Source organism: Chromobacterium sp. FG89 (assembly GCF_057808735.1).
Window position 1 is genome coordinate 89895 of record NZ_JBMDIQ010000018.1, and the last position, 21853, is coordinate 111747.

Consider the following 21853-nt stretch of genomic DNA (forward strand, 5'->3'; position numbering starts at 1 on the left):
AACCGCCCGCCGCTCGTCCGACGCAGTCCGCGCCGGGTCCGTTTCCCATTCTTTACCTTGCTCGCTCGTCGTCTCGCGCCGCGGCGGCGAGACGACCGATTCGCCCAAGCGCTGAAATTCGCGCAGATATTAATGATTGATCAACTAAAAAGCCCGCCGATTCAAGCCGGAATCCGCGCGGAACCGGCGCACGCGGCCAATGGACATTCTTCAAGCCGGCCGCGGCGGAGCCGACGACGGCACGGCGAAAGCCAGCGACGACATGTCGTCATTGTATGGGCTGCTGAAGCCTAGCGGAATTGACGGCAAGGGGCCATAGCCGAAACCGTCGGTCGAGGAAATGCTGGACAAGCGCAGCAAACGCGACAGCAGATACGGCAGATCCGACTCCTCCATGCCGTCGCTGTGCGCCAGGAAGTGCTGGCCTTCCGCCCAGGGCAGCGCCAGCGGCGCCAGCGGTTCGATGTCGGCTCGCAGGCCCAGCGGACTGCACATGGAAGAAAAGCGCTGTTCCAGCCTGGTGGACAGGAACAACAGAATGTCCGGCATGCCGGCGTTGACCAGCCTCACCATTCGGGCGGCCCAATCGATCTCCAGCAAAGCGCTGCCGACGTAGCGTCCATCGGCCACATGGCTATGCATGAAGGCGTTGAGCTCCCGCAGGGCGGACAAGGACAGAGGCTGCTCCAGCAGCACCCGCGACGCGCCCAGCGCCAACAGCGCGGCGTCCAGCGCCGAACCCTGGCCGTGGCCGGACGCGTCGCCCAGGATCAGCAAGGTCCGCTCCGGCAAATCCGCGCGCAGCACCACGTCGCCGCCCACCGCGTCCACCGGCTTGACCGACACTTCCAGGGGAAACACGCGGCCCGACGCCTGTCCCGACGGACGGTACAGGGACATGGCGCCGTTGATGATGTCGAACGCCGCAGCGCCGAACAAGCGCGGGCAGAGCGCATGTTGCTGCCAATGCCAGGCCAGCAGGCGGCTGCGCAGCAAGTCCGCGTCGAAGTCGCCGCGCAGAAAATGAATACTGGGCGTGGCCAGCCAGGGCGCCGCGCGCCCCGAGGAAAACACCCACAAGGGCTTGTCGCCCTCCCACTGCTCGAACAGCTCGGCCGGAGCGTCCGCCAGATTCGTCAGCCAAAGATCCTGCTTGCCGCCCACCGCGAAGTCGGCGCCACCGCAAAACCACCAATCCAGCGCCGACAACCAAGGATCGCCACGAACCCGTGCCTCGGCATCAGCGGACAACCAGGCCCGGATGCGCACAGACGCTCCAATGCTTGAACTTACTTAATGGTGAACATCTTGTTGAAGCAGGCGATTTCGAACACCTGCATCACCGCCTCTCGGCAATTGATCAAGGTCATGCTCTTCTTCTGCCCCGCCGCGCGCTCCTTCAGCAACAACAGCATGCCCAGCGCGGAACTGTCCAGGAAGGGCACCTGATCGAAATCGATCTCGATCTCCTGCACCTCCGGATTGTCCAGCAACTCCTGGCTGGCCTGCCGGAATTCCCGATGCAAGTTGAAGTCGAATTGCCCGATCAGGATCATCTTTCCAACTCTGCCCTCGACTTTGACAATGGGTCTCATGCGGCGTCCTCTGCTTTCTTCTGAATAAACGGCACATCCATCACGATTGCATCATCGGAAGGCTGAGCTCGAAACAGGCCCCGCCCTCCCCCTTGTTGAAACAACGCACTTGCCCGCCCAGTTCGTCCACCACTTTCTTGACGATGGCCAAGCCCAGGCCGGTGCCGCCGGGGCGGGTGGTGAAAAAGGGCTCGAACATCTTCTCCAGCTCCTCCGGGTTGAATCCGGGACCCGAGTCCTCCACCCGAAACAGCAAGGCCGTCTCGCCTTCCTCCACCGATAGCCGCACCACATCGCCGCTTCCTGAAAAGTGCCAGGCATTCTCCAAGAGATTCACCAAGGCCCCCTGCAACGCTTTGCGGTCCACCAAAACCTTTATGGCAGATGACACCACCACATTGCAATCAAAAAGCACGCCTTTTTCATGACATTGTGGTTGCATGACGGCGCGCAAATCCTCCAGCAGACCCTCCAGATCCAAAGGCTCCAGCGTCGTCACCTGGCCGCGGACAAAACTCAGCATGTTCTGGATCAGGCTCTCCAGCGCCCGCATCCGGGCCAGGCTCTTGTCGACGAAGCGGGCGCGATCCTCCGCCCGCGGGATATCCTGCTTCAGATTGGCCGTATACAGCATCGCCGTGGCCAGCGGCGTGCGCAGCTGGTGCGCCAACGCCGCCGCCATGCCGCCCATGGACGCCAACTTCTGCTGACGCGCCAATTCTCCGGTCAATTGATGCAAACGCGATACATCGTGAATAAGCACAATCTGCCCTCCGACAGACGGCAGATCCTGGCATTGCATGGTCAACACCAGACCCGGCTCGCCATGCCGATGGCAATAGGTATCGTCCAGTTCCGAACGCTGCAGCCCCGCCAGCATGTCCCGCCATAAAGCGCCGACAGAACAGCCATTTAGCATCCGGCTGGCGGCCGGATTCACCGCCGTGACCGCGCCTTCGGCCGAGACTTGCACCACGCCCGCGGGCAGCGCCTCCAGCAGCAAACCCAGGCGCTCGGCCAGCATTGCGTTCTCATCGCGCTGTTTGCGCAGCTGATTATTGGCTTCGTCCAGCTGCGCGTTGAGAACTGTCACCTGGCTCTCAAGTTGTCTATACGCATCAATGAGTTGGCCGGACACCGCATTGAATTGCTCGAAAGCGGCTTCCAGTTGCTGCTGATCTTTGAGGCTTGAAACCATATGCCGAATCGCTTGCGAGTTATTTGTAAAAACCACTTAAACAGTATGATAATGAATGGGTATCGCTGAGCCAAGCTGTTATCTGGCATGCAGCTCAGCAAAAAAAACCGGGCAAAACCGATATCTGGCGTATAAAGGGTAGTAGTACGCCACTTCAAAAGAATGCAGCGGAGGTTTCTGTGTCAGAGCTTCTCAAAAAAATCGACGCCAGGACGAAACTGGCCGGCACCAACAAGCTGGAAATCCTGCTGTTCTCGTTGGGCCAGGATCAGCGCACGGGGCGCAAGGAAATCTTCGGGATCAACGTGTTCAAGGTGCGCGAGGTCATGCGCACACCGGAAATCACTTCCGCGCCTGAAATGCCCTCCTCGGTGGAAGGCATGGTCAGCCTGCGCGGCGCGCTGGTGCCGGTCATCGACCTGGCCAAATACACCGGCGTGGTGACCAGCAACAAGCCGGAAATCATGATTGTCACCGAGTACAACGCCCACACCCAGGGCTTCCTGGTGGAGGCGGTGGACACCATCCTGCGTCTGGACTGGTCCGCGATGCGCGTGCCGCCGGAAATGATCACCAACCGCATGGCCGGGCTGGTGACGGCCGTGACCGAGCTGGACAACGGCACGCTGGTGATGATGATGGACGTGGAAAAAGTGCTGGCGGAAACCACCATCGTCGACGACGGCCACACCTTCCTCGGCATCGAGCCGGTCAAGGAACCGCGCCGGATTTTCTTCGCCGACGACTCCGCCGTGGCGCGCAAGCAGATCGAACGCACGCTGGAAGTGATGAACATCCAGTACACCTCCGCCATCAACGGCATGCGCGGATGGGAAGAATTGCAGAAAATGGCCAATCAGGCCGATCTGGCCGGCAAGAAGCTGTCGGATTCGCTGCACTTGGTGCTGACCGACGTGGAAATGCCGGAAATGGACGGCTATATGCTGACCAAGATGATCAAGAGCGATCCGCGTTTCAACGGCATTCCGGTGTTGATGCACTCCTCCCTTTCCGGTTCCTCGAATCAGAAGCTGGGCGAATCGGTCGGCGTGGATTCCTACGTCGCCAAATTCGAACCGCAGAAGCTGTCGATGAAACTGCGCCAGATGCTGAATCTGGAACCCAAAGACTAAAGATCAAGTAAGCAAAAGCATTAAGGGAGAGGGACAGATATGGCAGCCACAGACGCCTCCTTGCTTGCAACCGTTGACGCCAGGACCAAACTGGCGGGTTCCAACAAAATGGAGATTCTGCTGTTTTCGCTTGGAACGCGGGAAACCTTCGGCATTAACGTTTTCAAAGTGCGCGAGGTGTCGCAGACCCCCGCCATCACCAAAACCCCGAACATGCCGTTTGGCGTGGAAGGCGTGCTGTCGCTACGCGGCAATATCATCCCGGTCATCTCGCTTGGCAAGTTCATCGGCGCCGATCAAACCCGCAGCTACGAAACCATGATCGTCACCGAGTTCAACAAGAGCACCCAGGCCTTCCTGGTCGACTCTGTGGACCGCATCATCCGCGTGGACTGGGACAAGGTGCGCGCGCCGGAAAACATGATGGCGGCGAGCGGCACCAACCAGAACCTGATCACCGCGATCACCGAACTGGAAAACGGCAAGCTGGTATCCATCCTGGACGTGGAGCAGATCCTGGCCAGCGTGGTCGGCGAGCCGCGCCTGCCGGACGTGCCCACCGCCCAGCTGGAAAACGACCAATACCTCTTCTTCGTCGACGACTCGGTCGTCGCCCGCAAGGAAATCACCGGCGTGCTGGAGAAGATGGGCATCAAATTTCAGCAAGCCACCAACGGCCGCGAAGCCTGGGACCGGCTGCAGACCCTGGCCGGCCGCAATTTCGGCGAGGACGAGTGCCTGCACGACCACCTGAAAATCATCCTCGTGGACGCCGAAATGCCGGAAATGGACGGCTATGTGCTGACCAAGCTGATCAAGTCCGATCAGCGTTTCCGCGGCATTCCGGTCGTGATGCACTCCTCGCTGTCCTCCAACGCCAACCGCGCGATGGGCTCCAGCGTGGGCGTGGACGCCTATGTCGCCAAGTTCGACCCCGGCGTGCTGGCCGAAACTTTGATTCCATTCCTGCAGAGGTAGTCGCTACAATATGCGGCTCGATGAATTTCAGATAAATCAGGACACACCTCAATGGCAGACAAGAATATTCGCTTCCTAGTCGTAGACGATTTCTCCACCATGCGGAGAATCGTGCGCAACCTTTTGAAAGAGCTAGGATTCACCAACGTCGACGAAGCCGAAGACGGCATGGTTGCGCTGCATAAGCTGAAAACCCAGCACTTCGACTTCATCGTTTCCGACTGGAACATGCCCAATATGACCGGCATCGAGCTGCTCAAGGCAGTCCGCGCCGACGCCCAGCTCAAGCACTTGCCCTTCATGATGATCACCGCGGAAGCCAAACGGGAAAACATCATCGAAGCGGCCATGGCCGGAGCCAGCGGTTACATCGTGAAACCCTTCACTGCCGCCACCATGGAAGAAAAAATGAACAAGATCTTCCAAAACCTGAATAAACCAGCCTGAGTGCCGAAAAAAAACGGTCTGCGTCAGTATTGAGGAGGATTTATCGTGTCCAATCACATCCTGGAGAGCGGGGACAACCCGGATCTTGAAGCTCTGTTCGACAGCATTGCGACGCAGCAAAGCGAGGCCGCGCCGCCTGAAGCCGCCACGCCCGAAGCCGTCGCAGCGTCCCAGCCCGCCGGAGCCGCCGGCAGCCCTACCTCGATGTATGAACAAATTGGTCAGTTAACCCGCAAAATGCATGATGCGCTACGCGATCTAGGCTACGACAAATCCCTGGGAAAAATGGCGGACGCGATTCCGGACGCCAAGGACAGGCTGACTTACATCGCCACCCTGACGGAAAATTCGGCCGAACGCGTGCTCAACGCCACGGATCTGGCCAAGCCGTATCAGGACCAGCTGGAAAGCAAGGCGCTGGAGCTGTCCTCGCGCTGGGAACGGCTGTACGCCAATCTGTTGAGCGTGGAAGAGTTCCAACAACTTGCGGCCGACACGCGCGGCTACTTAAATGAAGTGCCGGCCCAGACCCAGGCGACCAGCACCCAGTTGCTGGAAATCGTCATGGCCCAGGACTTTCAGGATCTGACCGGCCAGGTCATCAAGAAGATGATGGGCATGGTCCAACTGCTGGAAAGCGAGCTGGTCAACTTCCTGATCGAATTTTCGCCGGAGGCGAAAAAAGAAGAATTGGGCATGGGCACCAATCTGCTGAATGGCCCGGTCATCAATCCGGAAGGCCGCACCGACGTGGTCAGCAGCCAGCAACAGGTCGACGACCTGCTGGAAAGCCTGGGCTTCTAACGAACAACACGCAGAACAGAGCACGCGAGCAAGGCGTGGCGGGAGTGGAAAATGAGCGAATTCGCCGGCATGGAAGAGCTGCTGCAAGACTTCTTGATGGAGTCTACGGACCTCCTTTCCGATGTAGACAATAAACTGGTCGAACTGGAAAAGCGCCCGGAAGACAAAGCGCTGCTGAACGACATTTTCAGAGGCTTCCACACCATCAAGGGCGGCGCGGGCTTTCTTAATGTCGGCCCGATGATCAATCTATGCCATCGCACCGAAAACCTGTTCGACAAACTCCGCAACGGCCAGCTGCACATCACCGCCGGCATCATGGACGTGATTCTTGACGCCACCGGCATCGTGCGCGATATGTTCGGCACCATGGGCCAGGGCCTGATGCCCAGCGAAGCCGACCCGCGCATCCTGGCGGCCTTGGACGCCGCGCTGGCGGGCGAGGCGCTGTCCGAAGAGCCCGCGGCGGCCGAACCGGCCCCAGCGGCAGCTCCCGCTCCGGTTGCAACGCCGGCGCCCGCCGCTGCGGCCGCGCCGCAGCCCGCAAGCAACGGTCAAGGCCCGGACTGGAATCAGCTCTATCAAGCCGTCACCCCCGGCGGCGCGCCAGCCGCCCCTGCGGCGGCGCCCGCGCCCCAAGCGGCGGCGGCGCCTCCGGCCCCGGTTGCCGCTGCGCCTGCTCCCAAACCGGCCGCCAAGCCGGCTCCGAGCAAACCGGCCGCCAGCGCGCCCAGCAGCAGCGGCCCTCAGGAAAACACCATCCGCATCGACACCGTGCGTCTCGACATGGTGCTCAACCTGTCCGGCGAAATCGGCCTAACCAAGAACCGTCTGACCACGCTGCGCACGGAAATCCTGCAAGGCAACCGCGACACCAATACCCTGCGCTCGCTGGACGAGGCGATCAGCCAGCTGGACCTGCTGGTCGGCGACCTGCAGAACGCGGTGATGAAAACCCGCATGCAGCCGATCGGCCGCCTGTTCCAGAAATACCCGCGCTTGGCTCGCGACCTCGCCCGCCAGCTGGGCAAGGAGGTCGAACTGGTGCTGTCCGGCGAAGAGACCGAGCTGGACAAGACCATGATCGAGGACTTGAACGATCCGCTGGTCCACTTGGTGCGCAACGCCGTCGACCACGGCATCGAACAGCCTGAAGAGCGCATCGCCGCCGGCAAGAAGCCGCAGGCGCTGGTGCAGCTGACCGCCGAACAGGTGGGCGACCACATCCTGATCGAGATCACCGACGACGGCAAAGGCATGAACGCCGACGCGCTGCGTCGCAAGGCCATCGAAAAAGGCCTGATCGACCAGGAAAGCGCCAACACGCTGGATGAGAAGCAATGCCTGCAGCTGATCTTCCTGCCCGGCTTCTCCACCAAGGATCAAATTTCCAGCGTGTCCGGCCGCGGCGTGGGCATGGACGTGGTGCGCACCAATATCCAGAAACTGAACGGCCGCATCGACATCAACTCGGTGCAAGGCGAAGGCACCCGCATCAGCATCTCGCTGCCGCTGACCCTCGCCATCCTGCCGGTACTGGTGGTGCGCGCCTGCAACCAGCCGTTCGCCGTGCCGCTGGCGATGGTGCGCGAAATCATCACCATCGACCCGAGCGCGATCCAGGAAGTCTCCGGCAAGCCCACCATCGTGGTGCGCGACGAAATCCTGCCGCTGAAAACCCTGGCCGGCCTGCTGGGCTGGGAGCCGACGCAAAAGCCTTACTTCGGCGTGCTGATGCAGTCCGCGGAAAAATCCTTCATCCTGGCGATCGACTCTTTCGTCGGCCGCGACGACGTGGTGATCAAGCCGCTGCAGAACATCCGCCCGAAAGGCGTGGCCGGCGCCACCCTGTCCGGCGACGGTTCCGTCGTGCTGGTGCTGGACATGGAAGACCTGCTCACCTCCAGCGAGGCAAGCAACACCGTCACCCGATCCGCGGACCTGATCGCCACCTGAGCAAAGGCATACCGGGACAATGACCTCGACGAGCGCCTTCATAGGCAGGCAGGCCGTTCTCAACCGCAACCAGCAGCTCATTGGCTATGAGCTGCTTTTTCGTCCCAGCGGCGAGGCCTCCGGCGTCGGCAAGCATACCGAACTGCAAGCCGATACCCAGGTGCTGGTCAACACGCTCAACAATATGGGCACCAGCTGGCTGATAGGCAGCAAGCTGGCCTTCATCAATATCGGCGAAGCCATGCTCAGCAGCGAGTTCCTTGAACTGCTGCCGCCGCGCCGCGTCATTCTCGACATCTCGCCCCGCATCGTACCCTCCAACGAACTGCTGTCGCGCGCGCGGCACCTGCGTTCGCTGGGCTTCGGCATTTCGCTGGACGACTTCAGCTTCGAATCGCCGGCGGCGGCCTTTCTGGAACTGGCCAACTACGTCAAGCTGGACATCCAGCATCAGGACACCAACCGCTTCCAGATGCTGGCGTCGCGGCTGCGCAGCTATCCGGTGATCCGCATCGCCGAACGCGTGGAAACCCACGCTCAGTTCCATCTGTGCAAAGAGCTGGGCATGGACGGCTTCCAGGGCTTTTACTTCGCCCAGCCGGAAACCCTGTCCGCCAAGGTCATCCACCCCTCCTTCCGCAACACCCTGGAGCTCTTGAACCTGCTGCGCCTGGACGCCGACATCCGCGACGTCGAGCAGGTGCTCAAACGCGACCTGGCCTTGTCCTACAAGCTGCTGCGCTACGTCAACTCCGCCGCGGCCGGCCTGAACACCAGCATCAGTTCCTTCTCCCACGCCGTCACCGTGCTGGGCTATCAAAAGCTCTACCGCTGGCTGACCCTGCTGCTGGTCACCGCCTCCGACGAAGGGCACGCGCCGCCGGCGCTGCAAAAAACCGCGGTCACCCGCGGCCGCTTCATGGAACTGCTGGGCAAGGCCCACGGCGAGCGCCACGACACCTGCGACAATCTGTTCATCATCGGCATGTTCAGCCTGCTGGACGTGCTGTTCGACATGCCGATGGCCAACATCATCGAGCATCTGCAGCTACCCGAAGCCATCACCGAGGCCCTGTTGCACGAGAAAGGCACGATGAGCCGCTTCCTCAAGCTGGTCAAAGCCTGCGAAGACGGACAACTGACCGGTGTGCCGGAACTCTGCGCCCAACTGAACCTCAGCAGCGAGCAGTTCAACCAGGCGCATGTCTCCGCGCTCGCCTGGGTGGAAGAACTCGGCTTATAATTCGCAGTCTTGCAGCACGCTCTTAAGCTTGAGACCGAATTCCCCGATGAAATTGCTTGCCATTGATTGCTCCACCTCGTTTCTATCCCTAGCCGTTGACAACGGTTCGCGCATTTTCTCCTTCCACGAGAAAGTCGAGCAGAAGCACGCCGAACGCGCGCTACCGGAACTGGCTCGCCTGCTGGAACAGGCGGAACTGCGGCTGGAGCAACTCGACGCCATCGCCTTCGGCCAGGGCCCCGGCTCCTTCACCGGCTTGCGCATCGCTTGCGGTCTGGCCCAGGGCCTGGCCTTCTCCGCCGGCATTCCGGTCATCGCCATACCCACGCTGGACAATATCGCGCAGCAAGCCGGCACCGGCACCGTGCTGGTCTGTCTCGACGCCAGAATGCAGCAGGTCTACAGCGCCGGCTACCTCGTCGCCGACAACGGCGAACCGGAACGCCTCGGCCCGATCAGCGTCGGCGCGCCGGAAGCCATCCAATGGCCGGAACGCGCCGTCATCGGCGCCGGCGACGGCTTCGAACGCTACCCCGTCCTGCAAGAAAGCGCCGGCGACGCCGTTGTGCGCGCGGATCTGCAGCCCAACGCCCTCGCCTACTTCCCGCTGGCGCGCAGCGGCCGCTATCCGCAAACCCATCCGCGCGAAGCGGAGCTGCTGTATGTGCGCAATAAAGTCGCCCTGACCGCGCAGGAACAGCAGCAGGCGCGCCAAAAATGAGTTCCGTCTATCGCGCCTTCCTGCCCGACGACGCCGCTCAACTCGCCGAGCTGGAGAGCCGCACCTGCGCTCACGGCTGGTCCGCAGCTCAATACCAAGACTCCGTGCGCTGCGGCCACCAATTCCACGGCCTGTTCGCCGCCGGGCGCCTGCAAGGCTTCGCCGTCACCCAGAGCGTGCTGGACGAGGCGGAACTGCTCAATATCGTGATGGATCCGCAATGGCAGGGCCAGGGCTTGGGCAAGCGGCTGCTGCGGGAACTGAGCGCCGCTCTGGCCGCCGCCGGCGCGCGACGCCTGTTTCTGGAAGTGCGGGCCGGCAACGCCGTCGCCCGCGCCCTGTACTCAAGCCAGGGCTTTATTGAAAACGGCCGGCGCAAGAACTACTACCCCTGTGCCGACGGCCGCGAAGACGCCATCCTGATGGAGACCGACCTATGAGCCGCGCCGCGCTGATTCAAAGCGTCATCGGACTGGGCCCCGCCTGGGAAGCGCGCCCCGGCTGGTTCGAACAACACCCGGCGGCGCTGAGCCGCCAAGCGGAAGCGCCGGCCGACGTCGACTTGGCGCCCGTGGAGCCCCCGGCTCCGCCGCGGCCGGACATTGTCGCGCAGCCCGAACCGACGACGCTCGTCGCCGCGCAGCCCTCCGCCAAGCTCCCTCCGCTCTCCGCCGAGCCCCCTCCGATCGCCTCCCCCGCGCCCGAAGTCCTGCCTCTGCTGGAATGGGACGCGCTGGAACGCGCGGTGCGCGACTGCCGCGACTGCCGGCTGTGCCAAACCCGCACCCAAACCGTTTTCGGCCGCGGCAACCGACAGGCGCGCTGGCTATTGATCGGCGAAGCGCCGGGCGAACAGGAGGACAGGCAGGGCCAACCTTTCGTCGGCCGAGCCGGCCAGTTGCTGGACAATATGCTGGCCGCCACCGGACTGGATCGCGACCGCGACGTGTATATCGCCAACGTGCTCAAATGCCGTCCGCCCGGCAACCGTAACCCCGGCGGCGACGAAATCGCCGCCTGCCAGAGCTATCTGATCCAGCAGATCCGCCATATCCAGCCCACGCTGATCCTGGCGCTCGGCCGCTTCGCCGCCCAGACCCTGCTGCAAACGGAAAAGGGCATCGGCCAATTGCGCGGCAAACTGCACAGCTATCAGGACATTCCCCTGATCGTCAGCTACCACCCGGCCTACCTGCTGCGCAACCAGCCGGACAAACTCAAGGCCTGGCAAGATCTGGTGTTCGCCAAAAAAACCTTTGGCCGCCTCAGCGCCGATTAAACGCAAAAACCCCGCCAAGCATGCTTGACGGGGTTTTTTAGTGCCGAACCATAAAGAAAAAAACCCTTCTCCGTGCACCAGAGAAGGGCTCTTTGCTTTCGCGTTCCCGCGGAAACCGGCTTATTTCAGCTTGGTTTCTTTGTACAGAACGTGTTTGCGAGCAACGGGATCAAATTTTTTGATCTCCATTTTTTCCGGCATCGTACGCTTGTTCTTCGTAGTCGTGTAGAAGTGGCCGGTGCCAGCAGTGGACTCAAGCTTGATTTTATCGCGCATGTGTTATTACCTCAGTAGCTTTCTGGTTGACCGCAATCAGATCTCGCCGCGAGCGCGCAGATCAGCCAGCACTACATCGATGCCAACTTTGTCGATGGTACGCAGTGCCGCGTTGGATACGCGCAGACGCACCCAGCGGTTTTCGCTCTCAACCCAGAACTTGCGATATTGCAGGTTAGGCAGAAAACGACGTTTAGTCTTATTGTTGGCGTGGGAAACATTGTTCCCGGTCATCGGACGCTTGCCGGTGACTTTGCAAACACGCGCCATGTTGAACACTCCCAAAACCGGTAAAAGCTGGCTTTATATCATAGACAAAGCCAGACACTCAAGCAGAAAACGCACCCTTTTGCAGCATGGGCGCGATCGTGTATGAAACAGTCGGCGGCAATTGTACCGTATTCGCCACAGAGATGCGAGCACTTCTTTGCCAAGCGGCGAAACGCGTCTGGCCGGCCGCGCTCGGGGACGGCGGCGCGACTTGCAACAACATGGTTCGAAGCGATTCAAATCGCAACGATTTCAGGGTAGAATCCCGGATTCCCATAGAGCCGTAATCTCATGACCAAGTACATCTTCGTAACCGGCGGTGTGGTGTCCTCCCTGGGTAAGGGCATTGCCGCTGCGTCCATCGCCGCCATCCTCGAGTCTCGCGGGCTGAAAGTCACCATGCTGAAGCTCGATCCCTACATCAACGTTGATCCGGGCACCATGAGCCCGTTCCAGCACGGCGAGGTGTTCGTCACCGAAGACGGCGCGGAAACCGACCTCGATCTGGGCCACTACGAGCGCTTCATCCACGCGAAGATGAAGAAAAGCAACAACTTCACCACCGGCCAGGTGTACGAGTCCGTGATCACCAAGGAGCGCCGCGGCGACTACCTGGGCGGCACCGTGCAAGTGATCCCGCACATCACCGACGAAATCAAGCTGAAGATGCATGAAGGCGCGGCCGACGCCGACGTCGCCATCGTCGAGATCGGCGGCACCGTGGGCGATATCGAATCGCTGCCCTTCCTGGAAGCCATCCGCCAGATGCGCTCCAACCTGGGCCGCAAGAACACCCTGTACGTGCACCTGTCCTACGTGCCCTACATCGCCACCGCCGGCGAGATCAAGACCAAGCCGACCCAGCACTCGGTGAAAGAACTGCGCGAGATCGGCATTCAGCCGGACGTGCTGCTGTGCCGGATGGACCGCGAACTGCCGGAAGACGAAAAGCGCAAGATCGCGCTGTTCTGCAATGTGGAAGAAAACGCCGTCATCGGCTGTTACGACTCCGACTCCATCTACAAAGTGCCGGCCATGCTCCACAACCAGGGCATCGACGACATCATCGCCGAGCAACTGCAACTGGACCTGCCCAAGGCGGATCTGTCGGTGTGGGGCCGCATCATCGACGCGATCGAGCACCCGGACCACAGCATCAACATCGCCATGGTCGGCAAATACGTCGATCTGACCGAGTCCTACAAGTCGCTGACCGAAGCGCTGAAGCACGCCGGCATCCATACCCGCACCAACGTCAACATCATCTACGTGGACTCCGAGGAGATCGAGCGCGACGGCGCCGACTCCCTGAAGGACATGGACGCCATCCTGGTGCCGGGCGGCTTCGGCAAGCGCGGCGTGGAAGGCAAGATCAAGGCGGTCAAGTTCGCTCGCGAGAACGACATCCCCTATATGGGCATCTGCCTGGGCATGCAGATCGCACTGATCGAATACGCTCGCGACGTGGCCGGCATGGCCGGCGCCAACTCCACCGAATTCGACCTCGACACCAACTTCCCGGTGGTGGCCTTGATCGACGAGTGGGTCAACCACGACGGCAAGGTGGAAAAACGCGACGAAAACTCCAATCTGGGCGGCACCATGCGCCTGGGCGGCCAGCAGTGCGATCTGGAGCCGGGCTCTCTGGCGGCGAAAATCTACGGCGCCGGCGAGATCGTAGAGCGTCATCGCCACCGCTACGAAGTCAACAACTACTACATTCCGCGTCTGGAACAGGCCGGCCTGGCCATCAGCGGCCGCTCCGCCGGTCATGAGAAGCTGGTCGAAACCATAGAGCTGGCCAATCACCGCTGGTTCTTCGCCTGCCAGTTCCACCCGGAATTCACCTCGACTCCGCGCGACGGCCATCCGCTGTTCATCTCCTACGTGAAAGCGGCGCTGCAATACCAAGCGGACAAGCAAGGACCCAAGGCATGAAACTGTGCGGATTCGAAGTCGGCCTCAACCAGCCGCTGTTCCTGATCGCAGGCCCCTGCGTGATCGAGAGCGAACAGATGGCGCTGGACACCGCCGGCCAGCTCAAGGAGATCACCGCCGAGCTGGGCATCAACTTCATCTACAAATCGAGCTACGACAAGGCCAACCGCTCCTCCGGTTCCTCCTTCCGCGGCTTCGGCATCGATGAAGGCCTGCGCATCCTCTCGGAAGTGAAACGCCAGATCGGCGTGCCGGTGCTGACCGACGTGCACAGCGAGAACGAAATCGTGCAAGTGGCCAGCGTGGTCGACGTGCTGCAAACGCCGGCCTTCCTGTGCCGCCAGACCGACTTCATCCGCGCCGTCGCCCAATGCGGCAAGCCGGTGAACATCAAGAAGGGCCAGTTCCTGGCCCCGGGCGACATGAAGAACGTCATCGACAAGGCCCGCGCCGCCGCGCAGGAAGCCAACCTCGAGCCGGACAGCTTCATGGCCTGCGAACGCGGCGTCTCCTTCGGTTACAACAACCTTGTGTCCGACATGCGTTCGCTGATGATCATGCGCGACACCCAGTGCCCGGTGGTCTACGACGCCACTCACTCGGTGCAGCTGCCCGGCGGCCAAGGCACCTCCTCCGGCGGCCAGCGCGAATTCGTGCCGGTGCTGGCGCGCGCCGCGGTGGCCTCCGGCATCGCCGGCATCTTCATGGAAACCCATCCGAACCCGGCCTGCGCAATGTCAGACGGCCCCAACGCCTGGCCTTTGCCGCGCATGAAGGAACTGCTGACCACGCTCAAGGCGCTGGACGACTTGGTCAAGCACAATCCCTGGCCGGAACACACCCTGTAAACCGGCAGGCGCAGATCGCAACCGGCTCCGGCCGGTTGCTTGCCCTCCGCCCGAACACAACCAGCCTTTGAAGGAAATGTAAATGAGTTCGATCATCGATGTGGTAGCTCGTGAGATTCTGGATTCGCGCGGCAATCCGACCGTGGAAGCAGACGTATTGCTGGAGTCCGGCGTCATGGGCCGCGCCGCGGTGCCCAGCGGCGCCTCCACCGGCGAAAAAGAAGCGCTGGAACTGCGCGACGGCGATAAAAGCCGCTATCTGGGCAAGGGCGTGTTGAAGGCGGTGGAAAACATCAACACCGAAATCTGCGAAGCCATCATCGGCCTCGACGCCAGCGACCAGGCCTTCATCGACAAGACCCTGATCGAGCTGGACGGCACCGAAACCAAATCCCGCCTCGGCGCCAACGCGCTCTTGGCCGTGTCCATGGCCGTGGCCCGCGCCGCCGCCGAAGACGCCGGCCTGCCGCTGTACCGCTACCTGGGCGGCGCCGGTCCGATGGCCCTGCCGGTGCCGATGATGAACGTGATCAACGGCGGCGCGCACGCCAACAACACCCTGGACATCCAGGAATTCATGATCATGCCGGTGGGCGCGCAAACCTTCCGCGAAGCGCTGCGCTGCGGCGCGGAAATCTTCCACAGCCTGAAGAAGATCTGCGATCAGAAAGGCTACGCCACCACCGTGGGCGACGAAGGCGGCTTCGCGCCCAATCTGAACAGCCACGAAGACGCGATCAAGCTGATTCTGGAAGCCATCGACGCCGCCGGCTACGTGGCCGGCCAGGACGTGATGCTGGCGCTGGACTGCGCCTCCTCCGAGTTCTACAAGGACGGCAAATACCATCTGACCGCCGAAGGCCTGCAGCTCACTTCCGAACAGTTCACCGACTACCTGGAAACCCTGGTCAACCACTACCCCATCCTCTCCATTGAGGACGGCATGAGCGAGCACGATTGGGACGGCTGGAAACTGCTGACCGAACGTCTGGGCGCCCGCGTGCAGATCGTCGGCGACGATCTGTTCGTCACCAACCCCAAGATCCTGGCCAAGGGCATCGAAGGCGGCCTCGCCAACTCGCTGCTGGTCAAGGTCAATCAGATCGGCACGCTGTCGGAAACGCTGAAAGCGGTTGATCTCGCCAAGCGTTCCCGCTATACCAGCGTTATGAGTCATCGCTCCGGCGAAACCGAAGACAGCACCATCGCGGATCTGGCCGTTGCCACCAACTGCATGCAGATCAAGACCGGCTCGCTGTCCCGCTCCGACCGCATGGCTAAATACAATCAGTTGCTGCGCATCGAAGAAGAGCTGGGCGACGCTGCCTACTATCCGGGCAAAGCTGCCTTTTACCACCTGAAGTAATCGTATGCGCTGGCTGACCCTGACTCTGGTGACAGTAATACTGGCCCTGCAATGGCCGTTGTGGTTTGGCAAAGGTAGCTGGCTCAGAGTCTGGCAGCTGGACAAGCAACTACAGGAACAGCGGGCGACCACCCAAAAGCTGGTGGCCCGCAACGCCGCGCTGGACGCGGAAGTGCGAGATTTGAAACAGGGGACGGACGCCATTGAGGAGAGAGCCCGCAATGAACTTGGCATGATTCGGAATGGTGAAGTATTTTTCCAATTGCTGGATCCGGTGAAGCCAACGCCTCGCTAAATATCCGCCCGGACCGCACTGTAGAGCTGAACAGACAACAAGAATGACGTCCGGTCTAAAAAAGTCCAAGGTTTGGGCAATGACAACACAAAACCCCATCGAAGTCGCACGAGAAACGCTCAAACAGCTGACGGTGCGCAAGCTGTTGCCGACACCGGAAAACTTTGAGCGGGTTTATCACGAGCTGACGCAAACGCCGGTCGACCGCGACAACAAGCTTGCGGTGCTGTTGCTGCGCGCATTGGAAACGCTGCCTCAAGAAAGCGTGCAGGCCAAAGTCACGCTCACCCGCCTGAAACAAGTCTGCGACGAAAACCGCTGGGAACAAGCCCCGCAACTGATCATAGACTTTCTGCGCGCCTCGCTCAGCGCCAGCCAACAGCAGCACAGCTGGGGCACGCTGATCCAGAACCTGATCCGCAATTGGGACCTGCGCCTGCCCAATATGCCTCAGCACCACAAGCAATCCACGCTGGAACGGGTGCTGATCAATTACGGCAACCAGCCCGACGAATTGAACCAGAAGCTGGCCACGCTGATCCAGAATTGGACCCAGTCCGCGCCGTCGTCCAACGGCAACGGCGCCGCCCTCCCCGATGCCTCCGCTCCCGCAAACAGCCCCGACGACGACGACGCCGACGTCCCCAGCGACAGCTGGCTGGCCTGGCAGCGCACGCTGAGCTTCGCGCTCAAGCACGGCCTGGAGCCGCGGCTGATCAACTATCCGGAATTGGTGGACGCGCTGGAAGCGCTGCTGGGCGAACTGAATCAAGTGGCCGACGACGCCGCGCTCAACGCCTACATGCCCAAGCTGCGGGCGTTCATGATCAAGCTGGAACTGCAATCGCAGCAGGACGACCGCCTGGTGTCGGCGATGACCAATCTGCTGCGCCTGCTGCTGGAAAACATCGCCGAGCTCAATCACTCGGACACCTATCTGGTGGGCCAGGTGCACTCGCTGCAGGACATCCTCAGCCACGAGCCGCTGTCCATGCAGCAGGTCTATCAGATGGAGTCCAGCCTCAAGGACGTGATCCGCAAGCAAGGCCAATTGAAAACCTCGCTGGACGAGGCGGCCAGCTCGCTGCGCTCCTTGCTGGACCGCTTCATCTCGCGTCTGGCGATGATGACGGACAGCACCGACGACTTCCAGAACAAGATCAAGGACCACAGCACCCGCATCAAACAGTCGCAGAACGTAGAGGAACTGGGCAGCATCATCGGCTCCCTGATGGAAGACACCTCGCTGATGCAACTAGACCTGACCCGCTCCCGCGACGAACTGCTGTCCGCCAAGGAACAGGTGGAAGCCGCCGAACAAAGAATCGCCGAACTGGAAGGCGCGCTGGAGGCCGCCAGCGCCAAGGTGCGCGAAGACCAGTTGACCGGCGCCTTCAACCGCCGCGGCCTGGCCGAACATTTCCAGCGCGAAATCAGTCGCGCCGAGCGCACCGGCGCGCCGCTGTCCGTCGCCCTGCTCGACGTGGACAACTTCAAGCAGCTGAACGACAAGTACGGCCACCTGGCCGGCGACGACGCGCTGAAATACCTGGTGGACACCATCAAGCACAGCCTGCGTCCGGCCGACATCGTCGCCCGCTTCGGCGGCGAGGAGTTCGTGATCCTGATGCCGGACACGCCGGAAGACGAAGCCGTCGCCACCGTGCAGCGGCTGCAGCGCGAACTGACTAAAACCTTCTTCCTGGCCAACAACGACCGCCTGCTGATCACCTTCAGCGCCGGCGTGGCCAAATGGCATTTGGGCGAGCAAGAGGCCGACGTGCTGGAGCGCGCCGACCAGGCCATGTACCAAGCCAAGCTCAACGGCAAGAACCGCGTGCACTCGGCGGAGGAGCAGCCGCCGTCGCTGATGGCGCCGCAGCTATAAACCGCGTTTAGAACGTGTTTACGATCTCGCGAGCTAAGGTGAGACAAGGCGAAAACCGCTGAGAAAGCGGAGTGTACACACGGTACATGAGCATTTCGACGTTGTACTCGCCGTGCCACACCTCACAACGCGTAGCAGATCGTAAACAGGTTCTTAGACATCCTCTCGGCGGCGGCTAGTGCCCGCCCCCTTTTTTCATCTGCTTCCCCGCCTCGGCGCGCTGCCGCCTCACCGTCTTGGGGTCCGCGATCAAGGGCCGGTAAATCTCCACCCTATCGTGCTCGCGCAACGGCGCGTCGTCCTTGACCGCCTTGCCGAAGACGCCCAGCTTCAGGCTCTCCGTCTCCAGTTGCGGGAAGCGCGCCAGCAAACCCGACAACTCCGCCGCCTGGCGCGCGGTCGTTCCCGCCGCCACCTGCAAGACCACCAGCTCCTGACGCTCGGGCAAGGCCAACACCACTTCCACCTGCATCAGCTCAGTCATCGCCGTACACCTTGTCGGCTTCCTTGATGAAGGCGTCCACCAGGGTGCCGGAAATATGGCCGAACACCGGCCCGATGATCATCTCCAGAATCTTGCTGGAAAACTGGTAGCTGAGACGGAACTCCACTTTGCAGCCAATCTCGCCCAAGGGCTTGAAGTGCCAGCGCCCTTCCAAATGCTCGAACGGCCCGTCCACCAGTTCCATCAGGATGGCCTCGTCCGCTTGATTGGTGTTGCGGGTGGTGAAGTGCTGCTTCACCTTCAGGTAATCGATATGCAGGCTGGCCACCACCTGATCGCCCTCGCGCGACAACACCTCGGCCTTGCCGCACCAGGGCAGGAACCGGCTGTAATGCTCGATATCGTCCACCAGCGCAAACATCTGCGCCGGCGTATGCGCCACCAACACGCTTTTTTCAACCACCTGCATCCATTGCTCGCTTATCGTCACCGCTGTCCCGTCTTTGCCACGGGAATCGTCAGCATCGGTAAAAACCTCAAGTTTAACAAAATCCGGCGCGCCCCACCCTGCCTCCCGTCAAAGCGCTGTATTTTCATGGCTTTGGCAAGCCGCCGGCTTCTGGTACAATGGAGGATTCATTCCACAGATTACTCCGATAGCCGACATGAGCATCATCCAGAACCGCAAGGCCTTCCACGACTACTTCATCGAGGAAAAGCTCGAAGCCGGGCTCGTGCTGGAAGGTTGGGAAGTCAAGGCCATCCGCGCCGGCCGCGTCCAGTTGAAGGAAAGCTACGTGGACTGGAAAAACGGCGCCTTCTGGCTGATCGGCTGCCACATCACGCCGCTGCAATCCGCTTCCACCCACGTCAAGGCCGACCCGGTGCGCCCGCGCAAACTGCTGCTGTCGCAAGAACAGATCAACCGCTTCATCGGCAAGGTGGAACGCGCCGGCTACACCATGATGGCGCTGGACCTGCACTACACCCGCGGCAACATCAAGGTCGAAGTGGGGCTGGCCAAGGGCAAGAAGCTGCACGACAAGCGCGACACCGAAAAAGACCGCGAATGGCAGCGCGAAAAACAGCGCTTCATGAAAAACCAGCGTGGAGCCGCCTGATGAACCGCAGCGCAGCCCTGCCCATCGTGCTCATTTGCCTGGGATCGGTCTGGTTCCTGAAAAGCACCTCGCTGCTGCCCAACACCGCCACCTTGCTCTCTCTGTTGCTGGCCGCCGCGGGCGTTTTGCTCTTCGTCGTGGACGGCTTCAACAAATCCACCCTGGTCACCAGCCCGCTGCTGATCTACGCCGGCGGCGCCATCTACCTCTACGACGCGGTAGGCCTGCGCCCCAGCCATCTGCTGTCCTTCGGCATGATCCTCGCCGGCCTGCTGATGCTGCTGGCCCGCAGCGAACACGTGCCGGAGCGCAGCCGCAGATTCCGGCTGCCGTCTCGGGACGGCGAACAATGAAAGCAGGCCCGCGCCGCCGCGCGCCCAGCCGCCTGCAACACTATCTCAATCATCACGGCCGCACGGCCCACAACATTTCCTGAAGGATAGGCATGGACAAAGTCCTCATTCTCGATTTCGGCTCTCAGGTCACCCAACTGATTGCCCGCCGCGTACGCGAAGCTCACGTTTACTGTGAGCTTCATTCGTTTGACATGCCGCTGGAAGAAATCCGCGCCTTCGCGCCCAAAGCCATCATCCTCTCCGGCGGCCCCAACTCGGTGTACGAATCCGACTACCAGGCCGATCCGGCGCTGTTCGAACTCGGCGTTCCGGTGCTGGGCATCTGCTACGGCATGCAGTTCATGGCTCAGACCTTCGGCGGCAAAGTGGAAGCCGGCGACAAGCGCGAGTTCGGCTACGCCCAGATCAAGGCCCGCCATCACTCCAAACTGCTAGAAGGCCTGCAAGATCAGGTGGACGACGCCGGCAACGGCTTCCTCGACGTATGGATGAGCCATGGCGACAAGGTCACCGGCCTGCCGCCGGGCTTCAACGTCATCGCCGAAACCCCGTCCTGCCCGATCGCGGCCATGGCCGACGAGAGCCGCGGCCTCTACGGCGTGCAGTTCCATCCGGAAGTGACCCACACCAAGCGCGGCACGGAAATGATCCATCGCTTCGTGCTGCACGTGGCCGGCTGCAAACCCAGCTGGACCATGCCCAACTACATCGACGAAGCGGTGAAGAAGATCCGCGAGCAAGTGGGCGACGAAGAAGTCATCCTCGGTCTGTCCGGCGGCGTGGACTCCTCGGTGGCCGCCGCGCTGATCCACCGCGCCATCGGCCCGCAACTGACCTGCGTCTTCGTCGATCACGGCCTGCTGCGCCTGAACGAAGGCAAGATGGTGATGGAAATGTTCGCGCAGAACCTGGGCGTGAAAGTGGTTCACGTGCAGGCGGAAGCCGACTTCATGAGCAAGCTCGCCGGCGAGAGCGACCCGGAGAAGAAGCGCAAGATCATCGGCGCGGAATTCATCGAGGTGTTCGACCGCGAATCCGGCAAGCTCAGCAACGCCAAATGGCTGGCCCAGGGCACCATCTACCCGGACGTGATCGAATCCGCCGGCGCCAAGACCAAGAAGGCCCACACCATCAAGAGCCACCACAATGTGGGCGGCCTGCCGGAAGACATGAACCTCAAGCTGCTGGAGCCGCTGCGCGAGCTGTTCAAGGATGAAGTGCGCCAATTGGGCGTCGCGCTCGGCCTGCCGCACGACATGGTCTACCGCCACCCCTTCCCGGGCCCGGGCCTGGGCGTGCGCATCCTGGGCGAAGTGAAGAAAGAGTACGCCGATCTGCTGCGCCAGGCCGACGCCATCTTCATCGAAGAACTGCGCAACACCGTGGACGAGAAGAGCGGCAAGAACTGGTACGAACTGACCAGCCAGGCCTTCGCCGTGTTCCTGCCGGTGAAATCGGTGGGCGTGATGGGCGACGGCCGCACTTACGACTACGTCGTCGCGCTGCGCGCCGTGGTCACCAGCGACTTCATGACCGCCCACTGGGCGGAACTGCCGTACAGCCTGCTGGGCCGCGCGTCCAACCGCATCATCAACGAGGTCAAGGGCATCAACCGCGTGGTGTACGACGTGTCCGGCAAGCCGCCGGCCACCATCGAGTGGGAATAAGCGCCCTCCTCTCAACCCCGGCAGACGCC

General features: G+C 61.5%; 24 protein-coding genes. 17 read left to right on the forward strand and 7 right to left on the reverse strand.

Annotated features, from left to right (window positions below; translation table 11 throughout):
- Nucleotides 1–210: 210 nt before the first annotated feature.
- From ACODRW_RS17380 to ACODRW_RS17390, 3 genes are all read right to left on the reverse strand, one after another.
- Nucleotides 211–1209 carry a SpoIIE family protein phosphatase gene (locus ACODRW_RS17380; RefSeq protein WP_488906299.1) on the reverse strand — a complete coding sequence of 333 codons (999 nt, stop codon included), beginning with the start codon at nucleotides 1207–1209 and terminating at the stop codon, nucleotides 211–213.
- Nucleotides 1210–1289: 80 nt separating this feature from the next.
- Complete coding sequence (locus ACODRW_RS17385; RefSeq protein WP_039754785.1) at nucleotides 1290–1595, reverse strand: STAS domain-containing protein; 306 nt, start codon at nucleotides 1593–1595, stop codon at nucleotides 1290–1292.
- Nucleotides 1596–1635: 40 nt separating this feature from the next.
- The gene (locus tag ACODRW_RS17390) at nucleotides 1636–2829 is read right to left on the reverse strand and encodes a sensor histidine kinase (protein WP_227107165.1); all 1194 of its coding nucleotides are present in this window, start codon (nucleotides 2827–2829) and stop codon (nucleotides 1636–1638) included.
- 143 nt (nucleotides 2830–2972) lie between these two features.
- Between ACODRW_RS17390 and ACODRW_RS17395 the strand changes: the two genes are divergently transcribed.
- Genes ACODRW_RS17395 through ACODRW_RS17435 form a run of 9 tightly spaced genes read left to right on the forward strand, consistent with a single transcriptional unit; the run spans nucleotide 2973 to nucleotide 11354 of the window.
- On the forward strand, nucleotides 2973–3926 hold the full coding sequence (locus ACODRW_RS17395) for a chemotaxis protein (protein ID WP_081546080.1): 954 nt from the start codon (nucleotides 2973–2975) through the stop codon (nucleotides 3924–3926).
- A gap of 39 nt (nucleotides 3927–3965) precedes the next feature.
- Nucleotides 3966–4904, forward strand: coding sequence for a chemotaxis protein (locus tag ACODRW_RS17400; protein WP_107798334.1), 939 nt, complete (start codon nucleotides 3966–3968; stop codon nucleotides 4902–4904).
- Between the two features lie 51 nt (nucleotides 4905–4955).
- Entirely contained in the window at nucleotides 4956–5351 is a 396-nt protein-coding gene (cheY, locus tag ACODRW_RS17405) for a chemotaxis response regulator CheY (protein ID WP_048410525.1), read from the forward strand.
- A gap of 45 nt (nucleotides 5352–5396) precedes the next feature.
- Nucleotides 5397–6155: a protein phosphatase CheZ gene (gene cheZ / locus ACODRW_RS17410; RefSeq protein ID WP_488906300.1), complete on the forward strand. Its 759-nt coding sequence runs from the start codon at nucleotides 5397–5399 to the stop codon at nucleotides 6153–6155.
- A gap of 51 nt (nucleotides 6156–6206) precedes the next feature.
- The gene (locus ACODRW_RS17415; RefSeq protein ID WP_488906301.1) at nucleotides 6207–8111 is read left to right on the forward strand and encodes a chemotaxis protein CheA; all 1905 of its coding nucleotides are present in this window, start codon (nucleotides 6207–6209) and stop codon (nucleotides 8109–8111) included.
- Nucleotides 8112–8130: 19 nt separating this feature from the next.
- Nucleotides 8131–9354 (forward strand): EAL and HDOD domain-containing protein, encoded by a 1224-nt coding sequence (locus ACODRW_RS17420; RefSeq protein ID WP_048415010.1) that lies wholly within the window; start codon nucleotides 8131–8133, stop codon nucleotides 9352–9354.
- Between the two features lie 46 nt (nucleotides 9355–9400).
- A complete protein-coding gene (gene tsaB, locus ACODRW_RS17425; RefSeq protein ID WP_488906302.1) occupies nucleotides 9401–10075 on the forward strand; it encodes a tRNA (adenosine(37)-N6)-threonylcarbamoyltransferase complex dimerization subunit type 1 TsaB in 675 nt (224 codons plus the stop codon).
- The gene (gene rimI, locus ACODRW_RS17430; RefSeq protein WP_488906303.1) at nucleotides 10072–10515 is read left to right on the forward strand and encodes a ribosomal protein S18-alanine N-acetyltransferase; all 444 of its coding nucleotides are present in this window, start codon (nucleotides 10072–10074) and stop codon (nucleotides 10513–10515) included. The genes tsaB and rimI overlap by 4 nt, the downstream gene beginning before the upstream one ends.
- A complete protein-coding gene (locus ACODRW_RS17435; protein ID WP_488906304.1) occupies nucleotides 10512–11354 on the forward strand; it encodes a uracil-DNA glycosylase in 843 nt (280 codons plus the stop codon). The genes rimI and ACODRW_RS17435 overlap by 4 nt, the downstream gene beginning before the upstream one ends.
- A gap of 120 nt (nucleotides 11355–11474) precedes the next feature.
- On the opposite strand, the gene rpmG is transcribed toward ACODRW_RS17435, so the two are convergent.
- The gene (gene rpmG, locus ACODRW_RS17440; RefSeq protein ID WP_017506994.1) at nucleotides 11475–11630 is read right to left on the reverse strand and encodes a 50S ribosomal protein L33; all 156 of its coding nucleotides are present in this window, start codon (nucleotides 11628–11630) and stop codon (nucleotides 11475–11477) included.
- A gap of 36 nt (nucleotides 11631–11666) precedes the next feature.
- Nucleotides 11667–11900, reverse strand: coding sequence for a 50S ribosomal protein L28 (gene rpmB, locus ACODRW_RS17445; RefSeq protein ID WP_011137003.1), 234 nt, complete (start codon nucleotides 11898–11900; stop codon nucleotides 11667–11669).
- Between the two features lie 291 nt (nucleotides 11901–12191).
- Here rpmB and pyrG point away from each other — a divergent pair, with 291 nt between their 5' ends.
- The 5 genes from pyrG (at nucleotide 12192) to ACODRW_RS17470 (ending at nucleotide 18235) form a co-directional block, all read left to right on the forward strand.
- Complete coding sequence (gene pyrG / locus ACODRW_RS17450; protein WP_107798328.1) at nucleotides 12192–13838, forward strand: CTP synthase; 1647 nt, start codon at nucleotides 12192–12194, stop codon at nucleotides 13836–13838.
- Entirely contained in the window at nucleotides 13835–14686 is an 852-nt protein-coding gene (gene kdsA, locus ACODRW_RS17455; protein ID WP_107798327.1) for a 3-deoxy-8-phosphooctulonate synthase, read from the forward strand. Before pyrG ends, kdsA begins: the two co-directional genes overlap by 4 nt.
- A gap of 82 nt (nucleotides 14687–14768) precedes the next feature.
- Nucleotides 14769–16052, forward strand: a complete 1284-nt coding sequence (eno, locus tag ACODRW_RS17460; RefSeq protein ID WP_107798326.1) for a phosphopyruvate hydratase — start codon at nucleotides 14769–14771, stop codon at nucleotides 16050–16052.
- A gap of 4 nt (nucleotides 16053–16056) precedes the next feature.
- Nucleotides 16057–16347 (forward strand): cell division protein FtsB, encoded by a 291-nt coding sequence (gene ftsB, locus ACODRW_RS17465; protein ID WP_019103546.1) that lies wholly within the window; start codon nucleotides 16057–16059, stop codon nucleotides 16345–16347.
- 79 nt (nucleotides 16348–16426) lie between these two features.
- On the forward strand, nucleotides 16427–18235 hold the full coding sequence (locus tag ACODRW_RS17470; RefSeq protein ID WP_486636695.1) for a GGDEF domain-containing protein: 1809 nt from the start codon (nucleotides 16427–16429) through the stop codon (nucleotides 18233–18235).
- Nucleotides 18236–18410: 175 nt separating this feature from the next.
- Here the strand turns inward: ACODRW_RS17470 and ACODRW_RS17475 are convergent, their stop codons facing one another.
- On the reverse strand, nucleotides 18411–18710 hold the full coding sequence (locus tag ACODRW_RS17475) for an RnfH family protein (protein ID WP_235089797.1): 300 nt from the start codon (nucleotides 18708–18710) through the stop codon (nucleotides 18411–18413).
- A 1-nt stretch (nucleotide 18711) separates the two neighbouring features.
- On the reverse strand, nucleotides 18712–19149 hold the full coding sequence (locus ACODRW_RS17480; protein ID WP_107798323.1) for a type II toxin-antitoxin system RatA family toxin: 438 nt from the start codon (nucleotides 19147–19149) through the stop codon (nucleotides 18712–18714).
- A 196-nt stretch (nucleotides 19150–19345) separates the two neighbouring features.
- On the opposite strand from ACODRW_RS17480, the gene smpB reads away from it, so the two are divergent.
- The 3 genes from smpB (at nucleotide 19346) to guaA (ending at nucleotide 21824) form a co-directional block, all read left to right on the forward strand.
- Nucleotides 19346–19801: an SsrA-binding protein SmpB gene (gene smpB / locus ACODRW_RS17485; RefSeq protein WP_081546054.1), complete on the forward strand. Its 456-nt coding sequence runs from the start codon at nucleotides 19346–19348 to the stop codon at nucleotides 19799–19801.
- The gene (locus ACODRW_RS17490; protein ID WP_107798322.1) at nucleotides 19801–20154 is read left to right on the forward strand and encodes a hypothetical protein; all 354 of its coding nucleotides are present in this window, start codon (nucleotides 19801–19803) and stop codon (nucleotides 20152–20154) included. Before smpB ends, ACODRW_RS17490 begins: the two co-directional genes overlap by 1 nt.
- 86 nt (nucleotides 20155–20240) lie before the next feature.
- Nucleotides 20241–21824: a glutamine-hydrolyzing GMP synthase gene (guaA, locus tag ACODRW_RS17495; RefSeq protein ID WP_107798321.1), complete on the forward strand. Its 1584-nt coding sequence runs from the start codon at nucleotides 20241–20243 to the stop codon at nucleotides 21822–21824.
- Nucleotides 21825–21853: the final 29 nt, after the last annotated feature.